The sequence below is a fragment of the Sphingomonas sp. PvP018 genome (assembly GCF_017876865.1).
In the GTDB taxonomy this organism is placed as follows: Bacteria; Pseudomonadota; Alphaproteobacteria; order Sphingomonadales; family Sphingomonadaceae; genus Sphingomonas; species Sphingomonas aerolata.
In genome coordinates this window covers 3895036-3920275 of sequence record NZ_JAGIOU010000001.1, presented here as the reverse complement: position 1 = coordinate 3920275, position 25240 = coordinate 3895036, and the positions used below count along the sequence as shown (strand labels likewise).

Annotated in this window: 18 protein-coding genes; 9 read left to right on the top strand and 9 right to left on the bottom strand. The window is 64.6% G+C overall.

The window, feature by feature from the left end:
* Positions 1-18: 18 nt before the first annotated feature.
* Positions 19-3102 carry a TonB-dependent receptor gene (locus J3A66_RS17655; protein ID WP_209570249.1) on the bottom strand — a complete coding sequence of 1028 codons (3084 nt, stop codon included), beginning with the start codon at positions 3100-3102 and terminating at the stop codon, positions 19-21.
* Between the two features lie 403 nt (positions 3103-3505).
* On the opposite strand from J3A66_RS17655, the gene J3A66_RS17650 reads away from it, so the two are divergent.
* On the top strand, positions 3506-5860 hold the full coding sequence (locus J3A66_RS17650; protein WP_245336863.1) for a GH92 family glycosyl hydrolase: 2355 nt from the start codon (positions 3506-3508) through the stop codon (positions 5858-5860).
* Here the strand turns inward: J3A66_RS17650 and rsgA are convergent.
* The 3 genes from rsgA to J3A66_RS17635 all read right to left on the bottom strand — a co-directional run bounded on the left by rsgA (position 5857) and on the right by J3A66_RS17635 (position 8276).
* On the bottom strand, positions 5857-6855 hold the full coding sequence (gene rsgA, locus J3A66_RS17645) for a ribosome small subunit-dependent GTPase A (RefSeq protein ID WP_209570248.1): 999 nt from the start codon (positions 6853-6855) through the stop codon (positions 5857-5859). The genes J3A66_RS17650 and rsgA overlap by 4 nt on opposite strands.
* 195 nt (positions 6856-7050) lie before the next feature.
* On the bottom strand, positions 7051-7743 hold the full coding sequence (locus tag J3A66_RS17640; RefSeq protein ID WP_209570247.1) for a VIT family protein: 693 nt from the start codon (positions 7741-7743) through the stop codon (positions 7051-7053).
* Positions 7740-8276, bottom strand: a complete 537-nt coding sequence (locus J3A66_RS17635; RefSeq protein WP_052149385.1) for a DUF3833 family protein — start codon at positions 8274-8276, stop codon at positions 7740-7742. Before J3A66_RS17635 ends, J3A66_RS17640 begins: the two co-directional genes overlap by 4 nt.
* Positions 8277-8493: 217 nt before the next feature.
* On the opposite strand from J3A66_RS17635, the gene J3A66_RS17630 reads away from it, so the two are divergent.
* The 6 genes from J3A66_RS17630 to J3A66_RS17605 all read left to right on the top strand — a co-directional run bounded on the left by J3A66_RS17630 (position 8494) and on the right by J3A66_RS17605 (position 18641).
* The gene (locus J3A66_RS17630) at positions 8494-9021 is read left to right on the top strand and encodes a sigma-70 family RNA polymerase sigma factor (protein ID WP_197984740.1); all 528 of its coding nucleotides are present in this window, start codon (positions 8494-8496) and stop codon (positions 9019-9021) included.
* Positions 9021-10043, top strand: coding sequence for a FecR domain-containing protein (locus tag J3A66_RS17625; protein WP_209570246.1), 1023 nt, complete (start codon positions 9021-9023; stop codon positions 10041-10043). The genes J3A66_RS17630 and J3A66_RS17625 overlap by 1 nt, the downstream gene beginning before the upstream one ends.
* 139 nt (positions 10044-10182) lie before the next feature.
* Complete coding sequence (locus J3A66_RS17620) at positions 10183-13401, top strand: TonB-dependent receptor (RefSeq protein WP_209570245.1); 3219 nt, start codon at positions 10183-10185, stop codon at positions 13399-13401.
* Between the two features lie 57 nt (positions 13402-13458).
* Positions 13459-16020: a glycoside hydrolase family 95 protein gene (locus J3A66_RS17615; RefSeq protein WP_209570244.1), complete on the top strand. Its 2562-nt coding sequence runs from the start codon at positions 13459-13461 to the stop codon at positions 16018-16020.
* Between the two features lie 23 nt (positions 16021-16043).
* Positions 16044-17969 (top strand): alpha-L-fucosidase, encoded by a 1926-nt coding sequence (locus tag J3A66_RS17610; RefSeq protein ID WP_209570243.1) that lies wholly within the window; start codon positions 16044-16046, stop codon positions 17967-17969.
* A gap of 114 nt (positions 17970-18083) precedes the next feature.
* Positions 18084-18641, top strand: coding sequence for a hypothetical protein (locus J3A66_RS17605; protein ID WP_209570242.1), 558 nt, complete (start codon positions 18084-18086; stop codon positions 18639-18641).
* A 98-nt stretch (positions 18642-18739) separates the two neighbouring features.
* On the opposite strand, the gene J3A66_RS17600 is transcribed toward J3A66_RS17605, so the two are convergent.
* On the bottom strand, positions 18740-19006 hold the full coding sequence (locus J3A66_RS17600) for a hypothetical protein (RefSeq protein ID WP_031439200.1): 267 nt from the start codon (positions 19004-19006) through the stop codon (positions 18740-18742).
* A gap of 62 nt (positions 19007-19068) precedes the next feature.
* The gene (locus J3A66_RS17595) at positions 19069-19584 is read right to left on the bottom strand and encodes a ferritin-like domain-containing protein (RefSeq protein ID WP_209570241.1); all 516 of its coding nucleotides are present in this window, start codon (positions 19582-19584) and stop codon (positions 19069-19071) included.
* A gap of 224 nt (positions 19585-19808) precedes the next feature.
* Here J3A66_RS17595 and J3A66_RS17590 point away from each other — a divergent pair, with 224 nt between their 5' ends.
* Positions 19809-20618 (top strand): transglutaminase-like domain-containing protein, encoded by an 810-nt coding sequence (locus J3A66_RS17590; protein WP_209570240.1) that lies wholly within the window; start codon positions 19809-19811, stop codon positions 20616-20618.
* An 83-nt stretch (positions 20619-20701) separates the two neighbouring features.
* Here the strand turns inward: J3A66_RS17590 and J3A66_RS17585 are convergent, their stop codons facing one another.
* The 3 genes from J3A66_RS17585 to J3A66_RS17575 all read right to left on the bottom strand — a co-directional run bounded on the left by J3A66_RS17585 (position 20702) and on the right by J3A66_RS17575 (position 22503).
* Entirely contained in the window at positions 20702-21064 is a 363-nt protein-coding gene (locus J3A66_RS17585) for a hypothetical protein (RefSeq protein ID WP_209570239.1), read from the bottom strand.
* A 186-nt stretch (positions 21065-21250) separates the two neighbouring features.
* On the bottom strand, positions 21251-21769 hold the full coding sequence (locus J3A66_RS17580) for a general stress protein (RefSeq protein ID WP_052149332.1): 519 nt from the start codon (positions 21767-21769) through the stop codon (positions 21251-21253).
* A gap of 161 nt (positions 21770-21930) precedes the next feature.
* Entirely contained in the window at positions 21931-22503 is a 573-nt protein-coding gene (locus J3A66_RS17575; protein ID WP_209570238.1) for a hypothetical protein, read from the bottom strand.
* A gap of 592 nt (positions 22504-23095) precedes the next feature.
* Between J3A66_RS17575 and J3A66_RS17570 the strand changes: the two genes are divergently transcribed.
* Positions 23096-25021, top strand: coding sequence for an alpha/beta fold hydrolase (locus J3A66_RS17570; RefSeq protein WP_209570237.1), 1926 nt, complete (start codon positions 23096-23098; stop codon positions 25019-25021).
* Positions 25022-25240: the final 219 nt, after the last annotated feature.

Sequence of the window (25240 nt, the reverse complement as noted above, 5' to 3'; positions counted from 1 at the left end):
AAGGTTTTGGCCCCGCCATCAGAAGTTGAACGACACGCCGACATAGGCACGGCGCCCGAAGTAATTCCGATAGACGAAGCGATCCTTGGTATCGTTGCCGAGATGCTGGCTCTCTTCCGACTTGGTCAGGTTGATGATCGAGGCGGTGATGTTGAGCCGGTCGGTCAGCGCATAGGCGGCGTTGAGATCGACCTGTTCATACGGGCTGGTATAGACGTTCAGCCCCGACTGCAGCCCGCCGACGACCTCGCCGCGACGGTTGTATGACGCGCGGACCAGCACCTTGCCATGCTCGTAGAAGACCGAGGCGTTCATCTGCGTCTTCGCGCTCCCGACCAGCGCGGACGAGCCGACCGACTGGCCGTCGAGCGTCACGTCGGCGACCGACGTGTCGTTATAGGTGAAGTTGACCTGCGCACCCAGCCCGAAGGACAAAGTGTGCTGCGCATAGAGCTCGACACCCTGCGACCGCGCATTCGATCCGTTCGCGACGGTCGAATAGGGCTGGATCAGCACCTGCTCCCCTGCGACCTCGCGCGTGACGTTCAGCACCAGCGGCACGACGAAATCGGACACGTCCTTGCGGAACAGCGTCGCGCCCAGCACCGATCCGCGATGGAAATACCATTCGATGCCGGCGTCATACTGCCATGCCGAGAACGGGTTGAGCTCCGAATTGCCACCGCTGCCCGACCAGCCCTCGAACTCGCCGAACTGGCCGCGGTCGAACGCATATTCGGGCGAGCGATAGGTCAGCGATCGCTCGGACCCGAGATTGGCGAAGGACGGCCGTGAGATGACCTTGGCGACCGCACCGCGGACGAGCAGGTCCGGGGTGATCTCGTACGAGATGTTGAAGCTCGGCAGCCAGTCGGTGTAGGTCTTGGTCTGGTCGGCGCGCGTGTTGACGATCGTCTCGCGGACGCTCAGCGGCAGGACCTGGCAATTGCCGTCCGCGCCCAGCGGGCGGTTCGGATCGAACGACCCGTTCGGCCCGTTGACGCAATAGTCGTTCAGATACTGGAGCCGGTCGGACGTGTTGCCCGACTGACGCGTATTGGCCATGCGAACGCCAATATTCCCGCGCAGGCCACCGGTGCCGAAGTTCGCCTGCGCATACCCCGCGAACACGCGCTCACCCAGATCATAGACGAAGTCGCGCTCGTTGACGCGGACCGCGTCGCCATAGGTCGCGTTCAGATAGCTCAGATACTTGTCGAAATTGATCCCCGGCACGACGTTGGCGTTGAACCCGCCGTTGATGTTGCCGATCGGATTTTCATAGAAGAATTCCGGCCGTGCGACCGCGCCTGCCGCGGTATCCTGATAGCGCAGCTCGCTGGCCGCATCGGCATACCATTCGTTACGGCCCGTCTCGCGGTGGATGCTCAGGTCACGCCATTTGCCGCCGATCTGCACCGACTTCAGGAACCCGTCGAACCGGCGCGTCAGGTCGAGCTGGAGATACCGCTGCGCTAGGTCGCTGTTCGTGAAGCTCGAATTGGTCGAACCGACGTCGATCTGCGCGATGCCGTTGCGGATGTTCTGCTGCAATTCGGGCGAGAAGGTGAAATCGGCGATGCCGTTCGAAATGTCCCAGTTGCTGACCAGGTTGCCGTTCTGCTCCTGGCCGGGGATCGTCAGCCGCGGCTTGGAGGCGACGCTGAACCGCGTCGACGGGCCGCCGCTCGACTTGGTCTTGCCGAGTTTCAGCACCGCGTCGAACCGGTCCTGGCTGTACTTCACTTCGGTTTCGAACGTGTTCGAGACCTGCTTCTCGCGGCTGTAGGTGCCGCCGATCTGCGGCGTTTCCATCGTGCACGGGGTCGCACGCGCCAGACAGCCCGTCCCCGCCGCCGGGACCGCGAAATTGGCCGACTGGAAGATCGTCCCGCTCTTGTCGAGCGTCGCGCCGGTGAAGAAGTCGTTATAGCCCCATTCGGGGATCTTCAGGTTATTGGCAGTATAGTCGCTGCTATAGCCGAAGCGGAAATAGTTCGAGGTGACCGTGACGTTCTCAAACGGACGGAACTGCGCGGTCGCCTGGATGCCATAGCGTTCGCGTTCCTGGTCGAACACCTGCGCATTGACCGACTGCGGCGCCCAATAGCCCGAATAATGCGTGCCGTCGCGCGCGGTCGTGCCCTGCCCCGGCCAATAGGAGATCGCGTCGTCATTGGCGAAGGGCTTGCCGTTGACGTCGGTCGCGGGCGTCAGGACATTGCCCTGCGCGTCTCGGTCGCTCCACCACAGCCAGCTTTCCGAGCTGCTGCGCAGTTCGCGGTTGGTCCGCTTCTGCCACACGCCGCCGACGAGCAGGCCGAACGTCTCGTCCTCGTTCTTCCACGACAGCTGGCCGCCGAGCTGCGGCTCGAACTTCTCGGTGGTGTCCGAATAGGTGCCCTCGGTCGAGACGAAGCCCGACCAGGCCGGGACGTCGAACGGCTTGCGCGTGTTGAGGATGATCGTGCCGCCGACACCGCCTTCTTCCAGCCGTGCCTCGGGCGACTTGTAGACCTCGGTGCTGGCGATGAAGCTCGATGGCAGCAGGACATAGTTGAACGACCGCTGTGGATCGCCGCTGTCCGCGCCGGCCAGGAAGTTGCCGTTGAGCAGCGTCAGCGTCAGGTCGGACTGGAGCCCGCGGATGCTGACCCGCGCGCCTTCGCCGCCGTCGCGCGTGATGACCACGCCCGGCACGCGCTGCAGCGCGTCGGCGACGTTCTTGTCGGGGAACTTGCCGATATCCTCGGCGGTGATGACGTCGACGAACGCGTTGGCTTCGCGCTTCTGGTTCAGGCTCTTCTCGATCGAGCGGCGATAGCCGGTGACGACGATATCCTGCTCACCCGCGACGGCCGACGCGGTGTCCGCCGTCTGGCCCGAGGGCGCGGTCGCCGTCGATGCGGGCGTTACCGCGTCGGGCGTTACGGTTTCGCCGCCGGTCTGCGGTGTCGTGGCGGCTGCGGGCAATGGCGGCGCCACCTCCTGCGCGCGCGCCGTCCCGGCCAGTGCCGCGCTCAGGCTTGCGCCCGCGAGCAGAAGCCGCAGCGCGCGGCGGCGGTGCGACGGAACGGCATATATTGTCGTGGTTGCGCTCATCAGACTTCCCCTTTTCGGCGTGCGGGACGTCCTTGCCCCCTCACGTCTCCCTGCCGATCGCGTGCCTGCCCCCGTATTCGGGTGGGACGTCCGGTTCATCGGATCGTCACGGTACGTCGTCTTTGCTTGCCTATTTGCCAATTATAAAAGTAAATTGTCAAATGGATTATGCGGAGCAGATTTATGCCGTTTCGGACTCAACATTCGCAACATTCGCCGCGGCTCGGAACTTGGCCGAACCGGCACCAAATCTGCTGACCGCTCGACCGGCGGTGCGCCGTCTTGCCAAATCGCCCCGCAAACTGAATGCTGTCGTCTTCAACTTGGCCGGTATCAGCACCCGGCCTTGCCGCTCCGGTCCCAGACTCCGGAGCCCCTTCCCCTCCCAGACCGGGTGACCGCCATGCCAATGCTCAAGCGTCTCTGCCTCGCCGGATCGGCGCTCGCCCTGCTCGCCGTGTGCCCCGCCCCCGCCCTCGCCCAGACCGCGCCGCGACCGAGCGACTCGGTCGATCCGCTGATCGGCACCGGTGGCGAGGGGCATACCTTCCCCGGCGCCGTCGCCCCGTTCGGTATGGTGCAGCTCTCGCCCGACACCGACACCTCCTGCGTCCTCCGCGACTGCTATCCGCACGCCGCGGGCTATCGCTACGACGACCCGACGATCGTCGGCTTCAGCCACACCCATTTCTCCGGCGCCGGCCATTCGGATCTCGGCGACGTCCTGGTGATGCCGGTCGCCGGCGACGACGTGCCGATGGACCCGGGCACGCCCGCCGCCCCCGGCTATCGATCGCGCTTCTCACACGCCACCGAAAGCGCGAAGCCCGGCTATTACGCCGTCACGCTCGCCGATCGCGCCATCCGCGCCGAAATGACGGCCGGCTCGCGGGTCGGCGTGCACCGCTACAGCTTTCCCGCGGGCAAGGCGGCGCATCTCGTTCTCGACCTCCGCTCGTCACTCTACAATTACCCCGGCAAGATCCTGTGGTCGGGGCTGCACCTGCGCGGCGACGGCGTCCTGACCGGCTTTCGCGAAACCCGCGGATGGGCACCCGGCCGCAAGCTCTTCTTCGCGATGCGCTTCTCCGCCCCCCTGACCGGCCACGCGCTCGTCAACCGAGAGACCGCCATTCCCTACAAGGGGTTCCAGGGGCCGGGCCGCGACAGCGACGCGCTCGCGGAAAAGCTTGGTCAGGCGCTCGAGGCCCGTCTCGATTTCGGCGTCCTGACCAAACCGCTCGAAGTGAAGGTCGGGATCTCAGGCGTCGACGAAGCCGGCGCGCTCGCCAATCTCGACGGTGAAGCGGGCGGCTTCGACGATATCCATGCGCAGACGCAGGCTGCCTGGGACACCGCGCTCGGCGCCGTCACGTTCGAGGCCGAGGCACCGATGCGCCGCATCTTCGCCACCGCCCTCTACCACAGCCTGCTCGCGCCCAGCATCTGGAGCGACCGCGACGGCCGCTATCGCGGGCCCGACGACCAGATCCACCAGGCGACCGATTTCACGGTCCGATCGACCTTCTCGCTCTGGGACACGTTCCGCGCGGAACACCCGCTGCTCACGCTGATCCAGCCGGAGAGGACGAACACCGACATCGTCCGCTCGCTGCTCGCCAGCCAGTCGCACAGCCCCGACGGCATCCTCCCGGTCTGGCAGTTCGCCGGGCGCGAGACGTGGACGATGATCGGCTATCACGCCGTCCCCGTCATCGCCGATGCCTATATGAAGGGGACTGGCGGCTTCGATGCCAATGCGGCGCTGGACGCGATGGTCGCGAGCGCCGACCATGCCAGCTATGGCGGTCTCGGCGAGTATATCGCGCGGGGCTATGTGCCGATCGACAAGGAACCCGAAGCCGCCTCCAAGACCGTCGAATATGCCTATGACGACTGGACGATCGCGCGAATGGCGCGAAAACTCGGCCGGTCGGACATCGCCGCGCGCTTCGAGAAGCGGGCGGGCAACTGGCGCAACAGCTTCGACGCGTCGTCGGGCTGGCTCCGCGCGCGCAAGACCGACGGCCAGTTCCGCACCCCCTTCGACCCGACCGCAATCAACTACGGCTCCGACTATACCGAGGGAAATGCGTGGCAATATAGCTGGTTCGTGCCGCAGGATCAGGCGGGGCTCTTCCGCCTGCTGGGCGGCGACGCCAGGACGATCCGGAAGCTCGACGCGATGTTCGATTTCGACCTGTCGAAGATCGACTACAGCCACGCGGAGGACATCGCCGGGCTGATCGGCCAGTATATCCACGGCAACGAGCCGAGCCATCATGTCGCCTATCTCTACAGCTATGCCGGGGCGCCCTGGCGGACGCAGGAGCGGCTGGGGCAGATCGTCGCCAGCCAATATGCCGACACGCCGGCGGGATTGAGCGGCAACGACGATCTCGGACAGATGTCCGCCTGGCTCGTGTTCACCGCGCTAGGCTTCTACCCGGTTGCGCCCGGCGCGAACGAATATGTCATCGGCCGCCCCTTCCTGCCCAAAGCGACACTGATGTTGCCCGGCGGCAAGCAGTTCGTGATCAGCACGGACAATTTCTCGACCGCCAATCGCTACGTCCAGTCCGTCACCCTGAACGGCCGGCCCCTCACCCGCACCTATCTTCGCGACGACGAGATCCGGCAGGGCGGCGAATTGCGGTTCGTGATGAGCGCCCGGCCGAACCGGCAATGGGGGAAAAGCGCATCGTCACGCCCGTTTTCGACCTCGACCGCGGCTTCAAGCCCCCCGACGCGGCGCTAGCGGGGGCGCCGTCGGGACGTGCGTGCGGTGGCGGCGGTCTCGCCCGCTTCCAGCGCACGCCAGCGCGCAAAGCGTTCGGGCGTCAAAATGCCTGCGTCGATCGCCGCGCGCACCGCACAGCCCGGCTCTCCGCCATGCGCGCAGTTCGAAAACCGGCAATCCTGCGCGGCGAGGGTAAAGTCGTCGAACACTTCAGCGATGCCCGCGGCCGCGTCGGACAATTGTAATTCGCGCATGCCCGGCAAATCGAGCAGCCAGCCGCCCTGATCGAGGCGATGCATCTGGCGCACCGTGGTCGTATGCCGCCCCGTCCCGTCATGCTCACGGATCGCCTGGGTCGCGATGCTTGCGGACCCGCGCAACGTGTTGACGAGCGTCGACTTGCCGACGCCCGACGACCCCAGAAAGGCGACGGTCTTGCCGATACCGCACCAGGCGGCGAGCCGCGCCACGTCGGCCGGATCTCGGCCGTCGACGGTCTCGACGATCAGCCCGGGCTCGATCGCGCGAGCCGCGTCCACATAGGTCTCGGGCGCGTCCGTCAGGTCGATCTTGGTGAGGATCACGACCGCATCGACCCCGACCTCGCGTGCCAGCACGAGATAGCGCTCCAGCCGCGCAACGCTGAAATCCTGGTTGCACGACGCGACGAGGAAGACCGTGTCGACATTCGCGGCGATCATCTGCTCACCACGCGGATCACCCGGCGCACGGCGCTTGAACAGGTTCTTTCGACCGAGCACACGCAGCGCCTGCGCCCTGTCCGCGCTGGTCAGCAGCCAGTCGCCGACGGTCGGGTGATCGTCCGACGGCGTGGCACCAGCGATATAGGGCGACAGATCGCCGGCCCAGCCCGACCCTGCCACGGCAATCTGGCCGCGGTGGACGGCCATGACCCGGGCGGGGTGACAATAGGCGGCTTCGGCGGCCGAGACCTGGCTCTCGAAATGTGCGTCCCAGCCAAGCTGTTCCAGGGTCTGATCAGCGGAATCCATAAGGGTGCAGCAGCATCTTTCCTTGCGGGCCGATCCCCGGCCCTCCCGTCTACGATCCGGTCGTATACGCCGATAGGAGGCGGTTACCAGTCGCACCCACGATCAAAAACGCTGCTATTCGGCCTCGTATGTCAAAGCCGCCGCGCTCGCATTCAGGCGAGCCGCGGAAATCCGCACCCGGATTGGGGCCAGGTATCAGACCGCGCGACCCACAAGATGCCCGATCGCGGCCGTCGCGGCCATCGCCGCCGCACCCCAGAACAGGACGCGAAGCGCCGGCCGCCACGGGCTTGCGCCGCCTGTTCGCGCCCCGACAATGCCCAGCAGCGCGAGGAAGACCAGAGTCGCTGCCGTCACCGCTAGCAGCCGGTGTGGCGCAGGCGTCAGGATGGCCACCAGCAGCGGCGGTATCGCGCCGACGACGAAGCTGACAGCGGACGCGAATGCCGCCTGGAGCGGGCGGGCCATGACGATTTCGGAGATGCCGAGTTCGTCACGGGCATGCGCGCCGAGCGCATCATGCGCCATCAATTGCCGCGCGACCTCGCTCGCGATCGTCGCATCGAGACCGCGCGCCACGTAGATCTGCGCGAGCTCGTCATGCTCATGCATCCAGTCGCTTGCGAGTTCGCCGTGCTCGCGCGCCAGATCGGCAGCCTCGCTGTCGGCCTGCGAACTGACCGACACATATTCGCCCGCGGCCATCGACATTGCCCCCGCGACCATCGCCGCCGCGCCGGCCACGAACACGGCGCCGGTCGTTGCGCCCGATGCGGCAACGCCCGCGATCAGGCTCGCGGTCGACACCATCCCGTCATTTGCGCCGAGCACCGCGGCACGAAGCCAGCCGCTCCGCGATACAAGATGACGTTCGCTATGCGCGCTCATGGCAGTATCCTGATGGTTTCGCCGAGTGTCGCCACCGTCATGCCGAGCTTGCGGACGATCAGCCGATTCTGCGCGACCCGGGCATCGGGCGACAGCGTCAGCCACTGATCGACCATCATGCCGCCGCGCATACGAAAGGCCAGATGCAGGCGATTGCCGACCGCCTCGCCCGTCACCGGTCCGGACGCGTCAGTCAGCGTGCCCGTGTAGCGCCCGTGCCCGAGCGGAACGATCCGCCATTGCCGATCGCGCGGCGGCTTGCCCTGCTGCTCGATATGCTGATCCAGGATCAAGGTGCCGTCGGGAGCGACGCGACCGACGCTCGCGACATGCGTCCGGACCGGCGCCCGAAATGCGATCTTGAGCACGCCCGTGCCGTCCAGCCGCCCGGCGAAGAACCGTTCGGCGACAAAGGCCGGTTGCGCGGCGATCGACGCGGTGCTCGGCCCACCCGCGCAGGCGCACGGCAGCAACGCAAGCGGCACTGCAACGAAAGTCGTCAGACGGGGAACCGGGATCATCCTCTGCTTCATCGCCATCCTCGTCGTCGCATGCGCCGCAGGGCTCTCAGTCCGCGTTCGAGCTCTCGCGCCAGGACGTTGCGTTCGGCCGTTCTCGCCGAGCTGGCAATATGTATCTACCCACCCCGCCCGCGGTACGCGCTGCTGATCGTGGATTTGCCTGACGAACCCCACCGACCAAAGCGCTCGTTTAAACTGTGCACATTGCGCGCCTGCCCGTCTATCTAGCATGATGAAGCATAGGCCTCCGGCCGGCGCGATGCCGGGACGCGATCTTTCGGCGGTCATGGAACGCATGCGGCCGGCGCTCATGGCGTTCTTCGTCCGTCGTCTCAGTGATCCCGTGCAGGCGGAAGATCTGATCCAGGATCTTTTCATCCGCATGGCGACGATGAGGGGGCCGGCCACCGACAATCCCGAAGGCTATATCTTCCAGGCAGCCGCCAACCTGTTGCGCGATCAATATCGACGTGATGCGACCAGGTACCGATATCAGCAATCACGAGCGACCGATGCTGACCTCGGCGTCGATCCGATCGACGCCGAGCGGTTGCTGTCCGCGCGGCAGAGCGTCGGGTGCGTGGCGCGTACGCTGGGCGGACTGCCTGACCGGACTCGCCAGATTTTCATTCTCTACCGGTTGGAGGGCATGCAGCGTAAGGCGATCGCCGATGCGTTCGGCATTTCCGTGAGCGCGGTCGAGAAGCATATCGCCAATGCAATGCGTGCGCTGCTTGCCGCCATGGGAGACTCGTAATGACCGCGCCGCAATCCGATGCGGACACCGTCATCGACTGGTGCCTGCGGTTGTCCGACGGGCCCTTGTCCCCGAAGGAGCGCACCGACCTGCACGCGTGGTTGGCCGATGCCCCCCGCCGAGGCGAGCATCTGGGCGCAGCGCTTGCCGCCTGGGACGCGGTTGAGGAAAATGCCGACGCTCCCGAGATGCTCGCGCTACGCCGCGAAGCGCTCGGTGCCGTACATCGCGCGGGGCAGCGTCGCTGGCTCCGGACGCCGATGGTGTCCCGACCTGTGGCTTGGGCGATCGCGGCTGTGCTGCTGCTTGCGCTGTCGCTGGGCTCGCTGGCGTGGCGCCACGGCGGCCGCGACGAATATCGCACCGCGATTGGCGAACGGCGCGTCATCGCGCTGGCCGATGGCTCGCGTCTGTCGCTCGACGCCGACAGCATGGTCACGGTCGCTTTCAGCCCGCAACGCCGCGACATCGTCCTTGAGAAGGGCCGCGCGCGCTTCAAGGTCGCAAAGGATCCGCTGCGCCCGTTCGCCGTACGCAGCGGGCGAAACGTGGTGATCGCGACCGGGACCGAGTTTTCGGTTGAAAGGCTCAGCCGCGAAGTCCGGGTCGCGCTGTTCGAGGGTCGGGTCGCGGTGTTGCGTGATACCCCCCAAGGGCAGATGAACGAGGTCGTCCGGCTGGGTGGGCACCGGCTGACCGCAGAGCGCGCGCTGACCCCGGGGCATGAGATCGGCCTGCCGGTATCGGGGTTCGTCGGATCCGTGAGCTCATCGATCGGAAACGACGGCTGGGGCGCGGAGCAGGTGAGTTTTACGTCGGAGACACTCGTCGCCGCCGCCGAACGCATGAACCGCTATGCCCAGCGCCGCCGGATCATCGTTGATCCGGGTGCCGCGGACATTCGCGTCAGCGGGGTCTTCAACAATGGCGACGTCGATGCCTTTGCCGACGCAATTGCCACAACCTTCCCGGTTGATGCCGCTGTTAACGGCGAGACGATCCGCTTGAGCCGCAGTCGCTGAAACCGAGATAAAACGAAATTATAAGATAATTTTCGTAATGAAGTGAGTGTTCGACACCCTCGCACGTCACAAAAGTATAACAGAGGAAGAGGGGCGATCGATGATGTTAAGGGACCGACGAATTCTCGGCGTAAGCTGCGTGGCAATCGCGACGGTCATGGCGGTCTCTCCGGCGCAGGCGCAGCGGGTGGTTCGGGTCGACATCAAGGCACAGCCACTCGGCCCGGCGCTGCGGTCGCTCGGCCGCCAGATGCACGTGCAGATGGTGTTCGACGAGACCCTCCTCGCCGACCGCGTATCCCCGACGATCAGCGGTTCGATGACGCCGGACGTGGCGATCGACCGACTCCTGCAGGGCAGTGGTCTCGTCACGTCGCGAACGGGACAGGGCGTCTATGTGATCGCACGCCCCGCCGCGCTGACGCGCGTGGCAATGACGGGGTCTCAATCACAGGTTTTGCCGCAACGCCCGGCGAACCAGCCCGACACGGAACATGACGACACGACGGGTCCGACGCCGCCTGGTGGCGACATCGTCGTGACGGGCTCGCGCATCCGGTCGAAAAATCTCGTCGAAACCGCGCCGGTGACCAGCGTCAGCCAGGCGGACATCAAGCTGCAGGCAGCCTTCAGCGTCCAGGAGGTGCTGAACCGCGTTCCGGCGATCAAGAACAACGACACCAATTTATCGAACGGCAACGGGCGCCAGCAGTTCGATTTTCACGGCCTCGGGACGAACCGGACGCTCACGCTGATCGATGGTCAGCGGATCGGTGTCACCGAAGGGATCGATGCGTCCGTCGTGCCGGTTGGACTGATCGAGCGCGTCGATCTGCTGACCGGCGGCGCCTCTGCCGTCTATGGCTCGGACGCTATCGGCGGCGTCGTGAACTTCATCCTCCGCAAGGATTTCGAGGGCGTCAACGCGAACGTCAATTACGGCTTCTACAACGCCGACAATCGCGACAACATCGCCGCGCAGGCCGCGCGTGCCGCAGGCTTCGCCGTGCCCAGCGGCATGGCCAATGATGGCGGCCGGTTCGACGCCAATATCAGCATGGGGAAAAATTTCGCCGGCGGCCGCGGCAACATCTCGCTCTTCGGGGCCTATAGCCAGGTCGAGCCGGTCCTCGCATCGTCGCGGTCGTTTTCCGTCTGCCCGATCACCTTGTCGGCGCAGTCGGTCGTCTGCGCCTCACCGTCCTCGGCAACGCCGGCTGGCTATTTCCAGGCGCTGTCCGGGCCGGCGCAGAATGGCTCCGTCCTCACGAACGCGGCGGGTGGCGGTCGCGAATTCGTCCCGTTCACGGGGGCCAACGGCTACAACTACAACGACAGCTTCTATTTCCAGCGCGAGAACAAGCGATACAACGGCGCCGTCTTCCTCAATTACGAGGTTTCGCCCGCGCTGCAGCTCTATGCAAACGGGCTCTATCTGAGGTCCGAGTCGCGGAGCCAGTCGGATCCCGCCACGATCCAGCCCGGCTCGATCCCCTATGACATCAACTGCGACAACCCGCTTCTATCGCAGCAGCAGGCAGGCGCGTTGTGCGGTACTGCCGCGGGGACGGCAACGAACGTCCGCACCGATGTCCGCTACCGCTTTACCGACGCGCAATCGACGCTGTCGTCCAACGAGATCTATCGCGCGGTGGCGGGGTTTCGCGGCGATCTGGGCAGCGCATGGCATTATGACGTAGGCGGCGTTTATTCGACCACGCTCTACCGCCAGCAACAGCTCGGCCGCATCGACCCCGCCAAGGTCGCCACCGCACTGCAGGTGGTCGACGTCAACGGCACGCCGACCTGCGCCGCGGTGGTCAGCGAATCCGACCCGAGCTGCGTCCCGCTCGACATTTTCTCCACCAACGGGCCCAGCGCCGCGGCCGTCGACTATCTGTCGTTCGCGCAAGGCGGCGGCGTGTTCCGCGAGCGGTATGAACAATGGGTGGGCAATGCCAACGTCACCGGCGACCTCGGCGAATATGGCATCAGAAGCCCGTTTTCGACCAAGGGCATCAACATCGCGGTTGGCGGGGAATATCGGTCGAGCGGCTATCGTTCCCGCCCCGACGCCGCCTACCAAGCTGCGTTCGGGTCGACGCCCTCGACATTGTCCAACAACGCGGTCGACCTCTACGGTGAGGTCAACGTGCCGCTGGTCAGCGACCGCCCCCTGATCCGCGACCTGAGTATCGGCGCCGCGATCCGTGGATCGAAATATTCCGGGGTCGAACGGGTGCGGTCGACGTACAAGATCGATGGCAGCTGGCGGCCGATCGAGGACCTGCTGTTCCGGGCGAGCTACAACAAGGCAACCCGCGCACCGAGCATCTACGAACTCTCGTCGAACGCCAACGCCAGTTACGGCGTCCTAGACACGAACACGCTGGGCGATCCGTGCGCAGGGACGAGCCCCGTTGCCAGCCGCGAGGTTTGTACAAGCACCGGCGTGACCGCCGCACAATATGGCGCGATCCAGCAATGTCCGGATTTCCTGTGCACTGTCCGCAACGGTTCCGAAGGTCTGGTGACGCCCGAAGTCGCGCACACCTACACCTACGGCCTCGTCCTGACGCCCCGCATGTTGCGCGGTTTTTCCGCGACCGCCGATTACTACAGCATCGAGATCCAGAACGGCATCGGCTATTACCGCGCGATCGACTTCCTGCAGACCTGCGCGAACACCGGCTATGATTTCTTCTGCGGACAGCTCAAGCGCAACGCCGACGGGACGCTATTCAGCAACGCCGGAGCAGCAACGGGCTATATCAACCAGGGATACAGCAACCTTGGCCGAACGAATGCCCGCGGGTTCAACTTCTCCGCCAATTACGACACGCGGATGGGCAACTGGGCGCGGTTCTCCACCAGCTATGTCGCGACGCTGCAGACCGCCAAGGGCGGTGATCTCGGCCTCCCCGACACCGACTTCAACGTGGTCGGACTGTTCGGGCCCTATGCCGGGCAGGGCTATCGCCGGTATCAGCACAATTTCCGCTTTACGCTCAGCTCGCCCGAAGCTGCGCAGACCCAGGCGCTGGTCTCGGTCAACTGGAGGCATAATTCGGGGCTGAAGAACTCGCGCCTCGATGGAAATCCGATCTTCGGCGAGGACGATCCGAACGTGCCGGATGCGTATAAGTATCTGCCGGCCTATGACGTGTTCGACCTGAGCGGCAGCGTCACCGTATCGCGGGCGCTGACGCTGCGACTGGTCGTCAACAACGTCCTCAACCGGGCGGCACCGGTCCGCCCCAGCCCCCCGCTCGAGGCGGCGGAGCGCGTCAACACCTCGCCGTCGGTCTATGATGCGCTCGGCCGGTCTATCAACATCGGGGCGACCCTGGATTTCTAGGGCCGTAGCCGGGCATGGCGGCGCCACCGGACGCGCCGCCATGCGGGAAGGGAAAGCATGACGGGTCAACCACCGGGCGTCGCCGACGCATTCGCCAGCGTATCACGTCGCCGCGTCATGGCAGCAGGGACCGGTTCCATGTTCGCCGGGCTCTTCACGGGGCTGAGCGCCGCCGAAGCCAGCGCCCCCGGTGCGGACGAGCGCCACCAGATTGCGGCGACCGAGCCCGCGAGCGAGTGGCTGCTCGGGCACCCCGTGGGTAACGGCCGGCTCGCCGCGATGATGGGCGGCGGGGTCGTACGCGACATATTGTCGCTCAATCACGATACATTGTGGAGCGGCCAGCCCGACGTCAACCCCGGGCAGGCGGGCGTCGATCGAGACCATGCCGATCCTCGCAACCGGGACGCACTCGCTGCAGTTCGCCGCGCCGTGTTCGCCGATGATCCGATCAGTGCCGATCAACTGAGCCATGCTCTCCAGGGGCCGTTCAGTGCGAGCTATGCACCGATGGCGGATCTCCACCTCGAGATGGACCATCGCGAAGCCCCGCAGGACTATCGCCGGATGCTCGACCTCGATCGCGCGGTTGCATCCGTCACGTATCGCTCTGGCGGGACAGGCTTCGGCCGCGACCTGTTCGCCTCGCACCCCGATGGCGTGATCGTGCTGCGGCTTACCGCGGATCGACGCGGCATGATCAATTGCCGCCTGATGCTGACGAGCAAGCTGCGCGCGACGGCGACGGCTACCGCACAATCAGGCAGCAACCAGATCACCCTGCTCGGCAAGGCGCCCACGCAGAGCGAGCCCGATTACCGCGATGTCCCCGATCCCATTCGATATTCGGATAGCCCTGGTCGGGGCATGGCGTTCGCGACGATCCTGTCGGTCGAAACCGATGGCGGCGCAATCACCGCGTCGGAGGGCGCGCTGCACATCCGCGGCGCCACAACCGCGATCGTCCGCATCGCCGCCGCCACAGGGTTTCGCCGCTTCGACCTCGCGCCCGACACACCGATCACGGCAGTCCGCGCCTTGGCCGAACGCGATCTCGCGGCTGCCAGACGTCATGACTATACGACACTAGTTAAGCGTCACGTCAGCGATCATCAGGCGCTCTACCGCCGCGCCTCGCTCGAACTCAACGGCACGATCGGGGACGGCGATACACCCCGTGCCGAACGCCTGTTCCAGCTCGGCCGCTATCTCCTCATCGCCAGTTCCCGTGCCGATACGATGCCCGCCAATCTTCAGGGCGTGTGGAATGCCGCGGTGCGCCCACCCTGGAGCTCGAACTACACCACCAACATCAATCTCCAGATGAACTATTGGGCCGCCGAGACCTGCAATCTCGCAGACTGCCATTTTCCGCTGATCGATCACATCGAGCGGCTCGCGGTCACCGGCGCGCGCACCGCGCGGCAATTCTACGGAATGCCGGGCTGGTGTGTGCATCATAACAGCGATTTGTGGGCGATGAGCAACCCCGTCGGCGCGGGCGTCGGCGATCCGAATTGGGCGAACTGGCCAATGGCGGGCCCATGGCTAGTACAGCACGTCTGGGATCATTACCGCTTCAGCGGCGATCGCGACTTCCTCAAGACGCGCGGCTTTGCATTGATGCGGGGCTGCGCCGAATTCTGTGCAGCCTGGCTGGTTCGCGATCCGCGAAGCGGCCATCTCACGACCGCCCCGTCGATCTCGCCTGAGAACCTGTTTCTGACCGCGACCGGCAAGTCCGCCGCAATATCGGCAGGCTGCACGATGGACCTCGCGCTGATCCGCGAACTGTTCACGAACTGCATCGCGGCCATGGCAGTAATCGGTGATGTCGACGGGCTCACAGTGCGCCTCGCCGGGTTGCTGAAGCAACTCGAGCCCTACCGCACCGGCCAATATGGCCAACTTCAGGAATGGGCGACCGACTTCGCCGAGCAGGACCCGGGCCACCGACACATCTCGCATCTCTATCCGCTCTATCCCGGCGATGCGATCGACCCCGTCCGGACGCCCGCGCTCGCCCGGGCTGCGCGCACGTCGATCGCACGCCGCGAGGCACATGGCGGTGCCAGCACGGGCTGGAGCCGTGCCTGGGCGACCGCGGTCTGGGCCCGGCTGGGAGACGGCGCGCAGGCCGGGCGATCGCTTTCCGCGTTCATCGCCAACAGCGTCGCAGCGAACCTGCTCGACACGCATCCGGCAAAGCCACGGCCCGTGTTCCAGATCGATGGCAATCTGGGCATCACCGCGGCGATCGCGGAGATGCTGCTACAGAGCCGCGAAACCGAGATCGCGCTGCTGCCTGCGGTCCCCCCGCAATGGACCAGCGGTCGCGTCGTCGGGCTCCGCGCGCGGGGCGGTCACGAGGTTGCGATCGCGTGGAGCGATGGCCATGTCGACGCGACGGTAATTGCCGGCGACACGCGCCTTTCGGTCCGATTGCCGTCAGGGTTCGAACCGCTCAAGATTGTTCACCGGGGGACGATCGTCCGGTTCGAGCAGGATGCACAGTCTATCACGTTCGAGACTGTGAAGGGCCGACGCTACGACGTCGCGCTACGCAGAACCGCTCCGGGCGCCGCCACCAGCACGCCGCGCGAGAGCGATGCCACATGACCCGAAACGTTCCAGGAGTCCCCATGTCGATCATCACCCGCCGCGCTATGCTTGCCTCGGGGCTCGCCTCCGGCCTGGCATCGACAGCGTCCTCGAGCGGCTGGGCGCGCAAGCCATCGCCCGGAACTTCACCCGCGTCCTGGGGAGCAACCCCCTCCCCGCGCCAGCTCGCCTGGCACGCGCGCGAGCAATATGCCTTTGTCCATTTTTCGATCAACACCTTCACCGATCGCGAATGGGGTTATGGCGACGAAGACCCCAAATTGTTCGCACCAACCGACTTCTCGGCGGATCAGATCGTCGGAGCGGCCAAGGCCGGCGGCCTGCGCGGGATCGTGCTTACCGCCAAGCATCATGACGGATTCTGTCTGTGGCCGACGATGCTGACCGAGCATTGCGTCAGGAACAGCCCGTTTCGTGATGGTAAAGGCGATGTGGTCCGCGAATTCGAGCAAGCGGCTAGGCGCGCCGGCCTAGACTTCGGCCTTTATCTGTCACCCTGGGACCGCAATCACGCCGAATATGGCCGCCCCGGCTATCTCGACTATTACCGCAAACAGATCGTCGAACTTTGTACGCGCTACGGCCAGCTGTTTGAGTTCTGGTTCGACGGCGCCAACGGCGGCGACGGCTATTATGGCGGCGCCCGCGAGACACGGAAGATCGACTCCGAGACCTATTATAACTGGCCGTCGATCTTCGCCCTGGTGCATCAGCATCAGCCCATGGCCTGCACCTTCGAACCGCTGGGGTCCGACGTGCGGTGGGTCGGCAACGAGGATGGTGTCGCCGGCGATCCGTGCTGGCCGACTATGGCCAACCGCAAACCGAGTCAGGCGGACGGCAATGCCGGTCTTCGCAACGGCCCCTTATGGTGGCCCGCCGAAACCAACACCTCGATCCGCCCGGGCTGGTTCTACCACGCCGACGAGGACGCTAAGGTCAAGGATCCCAAGCGGATGCTGCAATTGTTCGACGAATCGATCGCGCGCGGCACCAATCTGATCCTGAATCTGCCACCCGACCGGCGCGGGCGTCTGGCCGATCCCGACGTCGCCATTCTGCAGTCATTTGGTACCGCGCAGCGCGCGACGTTCGCGGACAATCGTGCGACCGGCGCGCTCGCGTCGGCCGATCACGTTCGCGGGCCGGGCTTTGCGGCGGCCAATGTGCTCGATCGCAATCCCGCAAGCTATTGGTCGAGCCCCGACGCCGTCCATACGCCGACCCTTGTCCTCGACCTTCCGCCCGGCCGCAGCTTCGATCTCGTCCGGATCCGGGAGTTCCTGCCGCTGGGTGTCCGCGTCGACCGCTTTGCGATCGACGTCGATCGCGGCAAGGGGTGGTCGGAGATCGCATCGGGCACGTGCATCGCCGCACAGCGTGTCGTCCGCCTGCCCGCGCCCGTCGTCGCACGACGGCTGCGCCTGCGGATCGTCGCCGCACAGGCGTGTCCGGCGATCAGCGAGATCGCGCTGTTCCGCCAGATCGCGCCGATCGCGGTGGCGCTGCCCGCCGCGCGTAGCCGCGATGTGCTGCAGCCCTCCGAGATATCGATCGTCTCGGCATCGGGACAGACGGCGGCCGCCGTGCTCGACAATGATTCGAACACAGTCTGGCAGGTTCCGGTCGCGTCGACTGCGGATCGGCCGACCGTCACATTCAAATTGACCACGCCTCAGCACTTGGCTGGCTTCATCCTGACGCCCTCGCGCGCGGTGATGACGGATACCGCGCCACCGAAACGGTTCCTTGTCGAGACAAGCCTCGACGGGAAGACATGGGCCAAGGCCGCCGCCGACGAGTTCTCGAACATCGCCAACGCGCTCTCGCCGCAACGCATCGTCTTCGACACGAAGGTTGACGCCGTCTACGTCCGCATGACCTTCATCGGTCTTGCATCCCCCAGGACGCATATGGCCATCGCCGGCATCGACCTGTTTCGGTAGAGGGCCGGCAGGCGCGATACGTATCCCGCCTGCGCCCGTCGCTCATCCGCGGATGAACGCCAGCATGTCGGCGTTGATGACGTCGGCGTGTCATGCGGATAGCCCGGATAGGTCTTGAGCCTGCCTCCCATCGGATACCAGTTCCGGCAAGGGGTGCGACCTGATCATCTTCGCCATGATCACCAGCACTGGCTGGTCGGCGATGCGCGCGACCGGGCGTTGCGAGACTATTGGAAGAGCGAATCCGACTTTGTCGATGTCGATTCGACCGCCGGCAGCTTCGATCCGAAGACGGGCGAGCGACGCCTTTCGATGACGGGTAACGCGCGCATGAACTGGACCTCAGACTGGTATCCAACCGGCGGGATGGCGATCGGCTATCGTGCTGATTTCACCCGCGACGCCGGGCGCGACCGTGATGCGCCGTACGCCGTCCCCTATCCACTGCATACGCGCACGGTGGAAACGATCCTGTTGCCGCAAGAACGATATCGCCAGAACAGTCGCGGGCATCGAATATCGCCGCCGTGTCACGTTAAAGGGCGGCATGTTCACCGCGAAGCGCACCCGCCGACGAGTTCGCAGCCTATGGCGTATCGCCCTGAGATGGGCCGCATCGCCGGCGCTCATGATCACCCACCCACGCGTAGATCACAGTATCAGGACCGGTAGGACGCTCGACGCTGGAAGTGACGGTCTTGTTCAGGACAGCAAATCTGTGTCCCCTGCCCTCAACAAGAGGCACAATTCCCGAGCTGGTCGGGGCAGTTTCAGTGCTCGTTGGAACGCCGGTCTTCGGCCGGCGTATAATAGCGCGCGATATCCGCTTCGGTGAGGGCATGACCGCTCGACTCTTCAACAAGCGCGGCGATTTCGCCATTGGTCTTCCCGGCGTTGCGCAGCTGCTCGATCTCGTCGCTTACCATGTTGATGAAGGCGGGGACCGGGAACCGTTCCTCACCCAGGCCCAGTGCATCACGCATGTGTTTTTGCGCACGCAAGGCTTCGGGAAGCGTGAACGCGATATCATCAGCCATCGAACGTGCCTTTCATGGACTAGATATGGTCGGGGGGCATTGGCCCCCCGACACCGAAACGCTTATGCGGTGACCGCTTCCGCTTTGACGTTCACGCTCGACGTTGCCATCGCGGTCAACTTGTCGTCGGTCGCATATTCCTCATCGAGCGTTTCTTTCAGGATCGCGGCAATATTGGCGCGGCCGAGCTGGTTCGCCCAAGCGATCAGCGTACCATAGCGCGTGATCTCGTAATGCTCGACAGCCTGTGCCGACGCGATCAGCGCGGCATCCAGAACGGCTTTGTCCTCGATCTCGCCGGCGACTTCGTTGGCCTCTTTGATGATGCCGTCGATCGCCGGGCAGGTCACGGCCTTCGCCTTCTCGCCCAGCAGGTCAAAGATCCGCTCGAGGCGCGTGATCTGCCCTTCCGTCTCACGCAAATGGGTTTCGAAACCCTGCTTCAGGGCTGGCGCCGTTGCCTTGGCCACCATCTTCGGCAGCGCCTTGGTGATCTGGTTTTCCGCGTAATACACATCCTGCAACTGGTGCAGGAACAGGTCGTCGAACGTCACGATGTCCTTGGAAAACAGGCCCATGATAGTATCCTCGCTAAGCAAATGGCTGCGAAGCAGACTGCTCCGGCACGGCCGCAACGCGCCGGCTCCGGGGTAAGTTTCGTTCGGTTCAGCGCAGCCTTCACGCCAGTCCGATCGGTGGCGGCGTGTTCATCCTCGACGCCGATCCGGTTGTCGCTCGGCTGATCATGCCGGCAGTCAAGTCGGGCATAGGAACGATCGGAACAGCCCCCATCTAACGTCGCATGACCAATAGCATTCTTCATCTCGGGCTCATGGAAGACGGGGAGATCGAGCTCGATCTGGCCGCCCTGGAACTCGCAGCGCTCGATCATCCCGGTATCGATCTAGACGACTATATCGACGAGCTCACTGGCATAGAATTGGCCCTGCGCGCTGCGGACGGCGACGCAGCAGGGAGAGTCGCTCAGGCCCAGACCTTGAGCAGCGTGATGGTCGACGAATTCGGATTCTCCGGCGACCGCACGCACTACGACGATCCCCAGAACGCGGACCTGATCGCTGTCGTCGATCGACGGCTCGGTCTGCCGATCAGTCTGTCGATCCTCTATGTGGCAATGGCCCGACGCCTTGGATGGTCGGCGATGCCGCTCAACACCCCCGGTCACGTCCTGGTCCGCCTTGGCGACGCACCGGATGCGCTGATCATCGATCCCTTCAATGACGGTCGCATCGTCGCCCCCGAACAGGTGAAAGCCTTGTTGGAGCAGATGACGGGCCAGACGCGGTTTTCCGACGGTATGCTGCCCCTGTCGAACCGATCGGCGCTTGTTCGACTGCTGCTCAACCAGGCGACCCGTGCCGAGCAGGCCGGCCATACCGCGCGCGCGCTAGTCGTGTACGATCGCATGACGATCGTGGCGCCCACGCACGCCCATGGTTGGTGGGAGCGAGCCAGACTTCAGCTGGTCGCGGGAGATGTTGCCGGCGCCCGCAACAGCCTCAGCGCGATGCTCGAGATTTCCCGGGACGACGATTTGCGCCTGCAGGTATCGGCAGCGCTCGATGCCCTTCCCCGGCCGACGCCCTCGTGAACGTCGCGGTGGACCGGCTCTACCCCAAGCGCTCCTTGGGAAGGCCTCTGCCCGCGAGAAGATCGTCGAGCTCTGGGATACCATTAGCTCGCCGGCTTCGTGATCCCTGGTAGCTTCGCCGCGCGGAGCTTGCTCAGCAGATCTCGTGCTTCCACAGGGGACGCCTGTTTGAACAGACTGAACAGCGCGCCATCGTCCAAACCGCTGATGTCAAACCCGATCGACAAGGCAATGGGCTGACGAAGACGAGCACCGGGCTGCGCCTCGAGGACGAGTACGAACCACCGCATTCCGACAGGCGGCTGTCCGATATTTTCGGCGAACTCCCCTGCAACGGCTTGGCGTATCCGGATGCGTCGATCAGGATTATTGTCGAACCAGGCCGCGTCCCCGTGCGTGGCCACCTCTGCGATGCGGTCGTCGATCGAGCGGGGTGTACTGATCATCATGAGGTCCTGACATGCGCCATTGCGGGGCGGCCTGTAGCGGGCCTGGTCACATTGGCAAATGGCGGGATGCGCACACGGCTTCGGCTCAGGCACCGCGATGCTCGCCTTCGATGCTGTCCAATGCCGAGACGGGGCGCCCCCTTCGGAACGCCCCGCTTTTTAGAGCCAGCAAAGCAGAGCGGATTACGCCGACGCGACCTTGGCACGCGTCGATGTGTGACCGCCGGAGCGATACAGCACATCGGCTGCATCCTCGGGAGCGACCCCTGCCCCGGCTGTATCGACCGACACGAATACGCCACCTTCGTTGATGCGCCCCTCATAATAGCTGGCATCGACCCGGCTGACGCCATGGTCCGTCATGACTTTTTCCAGCCCCCCGACGGCGCCACCGAGCGCCGCACCGACGACGGCTGCACCGGGGATCGCTGCCGACGCGATCGCGCCCGCTGCAACGAGAGGGCCGACGCCGGGTATTGCGAGCGCCGCGATACCGAGCAGGGTCCCGATACCAGCGCCGGCTGCGACCTTGCCGACAAACTCCTGCGTGTCGCCGTTGCCGTCTGTGGTCGTGTTCTTGCCATTGTGCTGCGCCACGACCGAAATCGCGCTGTCGCTAATGCCCGCAGCGCGCAGCTCTGAAACGGCGCGCTCTGCATCGGCGTGATTGTCGAAAACGGCTGATACGAGGGTCGTGCTCATGATGATTCCTGTCGACAGTTCGGTTGCTCACGGATCTAGAAGCCGTGTCGAAGGATGATCGTTCCGGATATTGAGGGTTAGCGAAGCGGTAACCATGAATAGCAGCGTCGCGACACAGGACGCTGTGAGCGGGATAGACCATGCCCGTAGGCAGCTGCAACTTAAGTGTCGCTTTTTCCCTTTCGCCATTGTCGCATCGCGGCGTCATATCGTTGACGCTCGGCTTCGACTGCAGCCTCTGCCGCGCCGACGTCTGCGCGGTGTTGCTCTTCAAGCTCACGTCGATCGCGGGCCAGCTTGGCCTCCCGGTCCGCCAACCCCTTCATCCTGCCGTCGTAGTCGGCCGTCACCGTTTCAAGCGCAGCTTCCGCCGCCTCGAGCTTCGCGCTGCTCGGCTTCGGTTTCGGTTTCGGTGCAGGCTTCGGTTTTTGCGGCTGTTTGGGCTCTTCGGGACGACCCGAAACATCTCGCCGCGCTGTCCGCGGTTCGGGGGACGGCATTGCCTTGATCTGCTCCGCAGTCGTGCCCCGAGAATGCTTCACGACAACGCCTGGCGAGGCCAAAGGCTCTGCGGTCAGCGCGGGGTCTGTGACGAGCTCAGCTATGCCTCGCGCGAACAGGTCTCGCTCGCTGCCCCAAGCCTCGAGGGCAGCCTTCTGACTCGTTGCAGCGACATAGGCATCATTGAAGCCAGCGACCGTCCTGTAAACCTTCAGCTTTTGCGCACGAGCCATGCAGAATGATACCGCGCTATGTGCTGAAATAGAAGTTGGCACCGGTCGCCCATCCGGTACCGACGCCAATGCCCACCTCCAGGCTTACCGAACATTGAGTCTCGCTCGGCTATTCGCGCCATCGTCGGTCCGGTCACGACCCGCCTGGACACTCCTAAGCGGTAAGCGAAGGCGGCACGTTAATGTGCCTCGTCTTAAGCGTGGTTCTGCCGTCAAAGCTTGCATTGGGTCACATTGCTTCAAGCAGCATGGGCGTCCTAGATATATTGAGGAGAAGCGAGGCCATGGCTACGCATTCCATCGATATTGAAGTTAGCAGGTAACTGTATCGGCTTGCGTCGAGAAGCGGCTGGAACTGCCATAAAGATCATTTTTTGGGCTCAAGTTATAGACGAAGCTTGCGATCACCGAGCGTTTTACTGTTGAGACGTGAATCACACTCCCTGCGATGGACGCGAGATGTTCGCCGATCGGCTGAGGATGGCATCGGCGCGATAAATCACGATGTCGATCACGCGAGCCCGCTAGCAATTCGGAGGACCCGCTGTACCCGCCCTTGACCTAACGGTGCCCGGCGACCGACAACCGCCGAATGATCAAGCCTCTCGTCGCCACCGTCGCGCTGTTCGCGCTCGCTACCGGAACCGCAGCGCAGACCGTGCCGACGCAGCAGGTCGGCAGCGCCACGCTCTCTGGCGTGCCCAGTATCCCCGTTGAGGTGCGCGAGGCGGTGCAGCGCTATCAGAATAGCCGGGCGGCGCAATTCGAGGATTGGCTGCCGGACGGCTCGATGCTGATCGCCACGCGCTTTGGCGCGACGCAGCAATTGCATCACGTCGCAACCCCTGGTGGCGCACGCACACAGATCACGTTTGGTGCCGAGCCGATTGCCGCCGCGACGACGATCCCCCGCAGCGATCGTTTCGTGATGACGCACGACACGGGCGGGGACGAGTGGTTTCAACTTTATACGCGCGGCCTCACCGGTGTAGCCACGCCGGTGACCGAAGCCGGCACCCGCAACCAGTCGCCGGTTTTCAGCAAGGATGGCGCGCTGATGGCATGGGCGCGGGCGACCAAGGGAAGCGCCGGTTATGCAATCCTGGGGGTCGACCCAAAGGCGGGCGGCAACCCGCGCTCGCTTTACCAGTCCGACGGCGCGGTGGCGCCCGCCGATATCGCGCCCGACTCCGCACGGTTGATATTTGTGCGCAGCCTTTCCAACCGTGAGGACCAGTTGTTCGAGCTGGATCTCAAGACTGGCAAGGCGGGCCGCATCGCGCCGAAGGCTGACGCTGCCGTCTATGCCGACCCACGCTATCTGCCGGGCGGACGAAAGCTGATCGCCATCTCCGATTCCGGCAGCGACACGCGCCGACTGGTCGAGATCGATATCGCCAGCGGCGCGCAGACGGTCCTGACGCCGGACCTGAAATGGGACGTCGAGAGCTTTGACCTGACGGATGACGGGCGCGTGCTCGCCTATTCCGTGAACGAGGACGGCTTCTCGCGCGTGGTGGTGCAGGATCGGGTCACCCGCCGCGCGCTACCGCAGCCGGTGCTGCCGCGCGGTGTCCTGACCGCGCTCAGATTTTCGCCCGACGGCAGGAATCTGGCGATTGGCCTGACCTCGGCCACTTCTGCCGGTGACGTCTGGAGCTGGGGCGTGACCGGAGGCGGCCTGACACGCTGGACCGTGTCGGAGCTGGGCGAACTCGATCCCGCCACGCTTGCCGAGCCCGAGCTCGTACGCTTCAAGTCCTTCGACGGCCTGTCTGTCCCGGCTTTCGTCTATCGGCCCAAGGGCTTGCCGGCAGGCACGCGGACGCCGGTAATTATCGACATCCATGGGGGCCCGGAGGCGCAGACGCGCCCGATCTGGAACTATGGCGCGCAATATTTTGCCGATGTGTTGAAGGCGACGGTGATCCTTCCCAACGTCCGCGGCAGCGACGGCTATGGCAAGCGCTACCTCAACCTCGACAATGGCGTGAAGCGCGAGGACTCGGTAAAGGATATCGGCGCCCTGCTCGACTGGATCGACACGCAGCCGGGCCTCGATGCAGGTCGTGTCGCGGTTTATGGTCAGTCCTATGGCGGCTATATGAGCCTTGCCGTCATGACGGATTATTCGGACCGGCTGGTCGGCGGGGTCGAGCGCTACGGGATCAGCAACTGGAACACGTTCCTCCAGAACACCGAGGCCTATCGTCGCGACAATCGCCGCGCAGAATATGGCGACGAGCGCGATCCGGCGATGCGCGCGGTACTAACGCGGGTGTCACCGTTCACGAATGTCGCGCGGATCACAAAGCCGATGCTGGTGATGCAGGGCGCCAATGACCCGCGTGTGCCCCAATCAGAATCGGACCAGATCGTGGCGCGCCTGCGCGCAAACGGCAACGACACTTGGTATGTGGTGTTCGCCGACGAAGGGCACGGCTTTCTGAAAAAGCCGAACAACGATCTGCGGCGCGAGGTGGAAACCGTATTCTTGAGGCGTCTGTTTGAGCGGTAGCGTTGGGGGGAATAGGCCTGGGCGGAATTTGCCGCGCGCCTTTGCGATGTTGACCCACAGGCAGACTTTGATGCCGCTGCTTCAGCTGCTTGCGCTCAGACATCGGTTTAGGTTGGCGCCACGTGCTCCTTCGTCGCTTGCCGTACGAACACCGAGAACGCCAGCGTGACGCCTGCGATCATAAGGATGCCTTGGAACGTCAGGGGCTAGCCGTGCGCT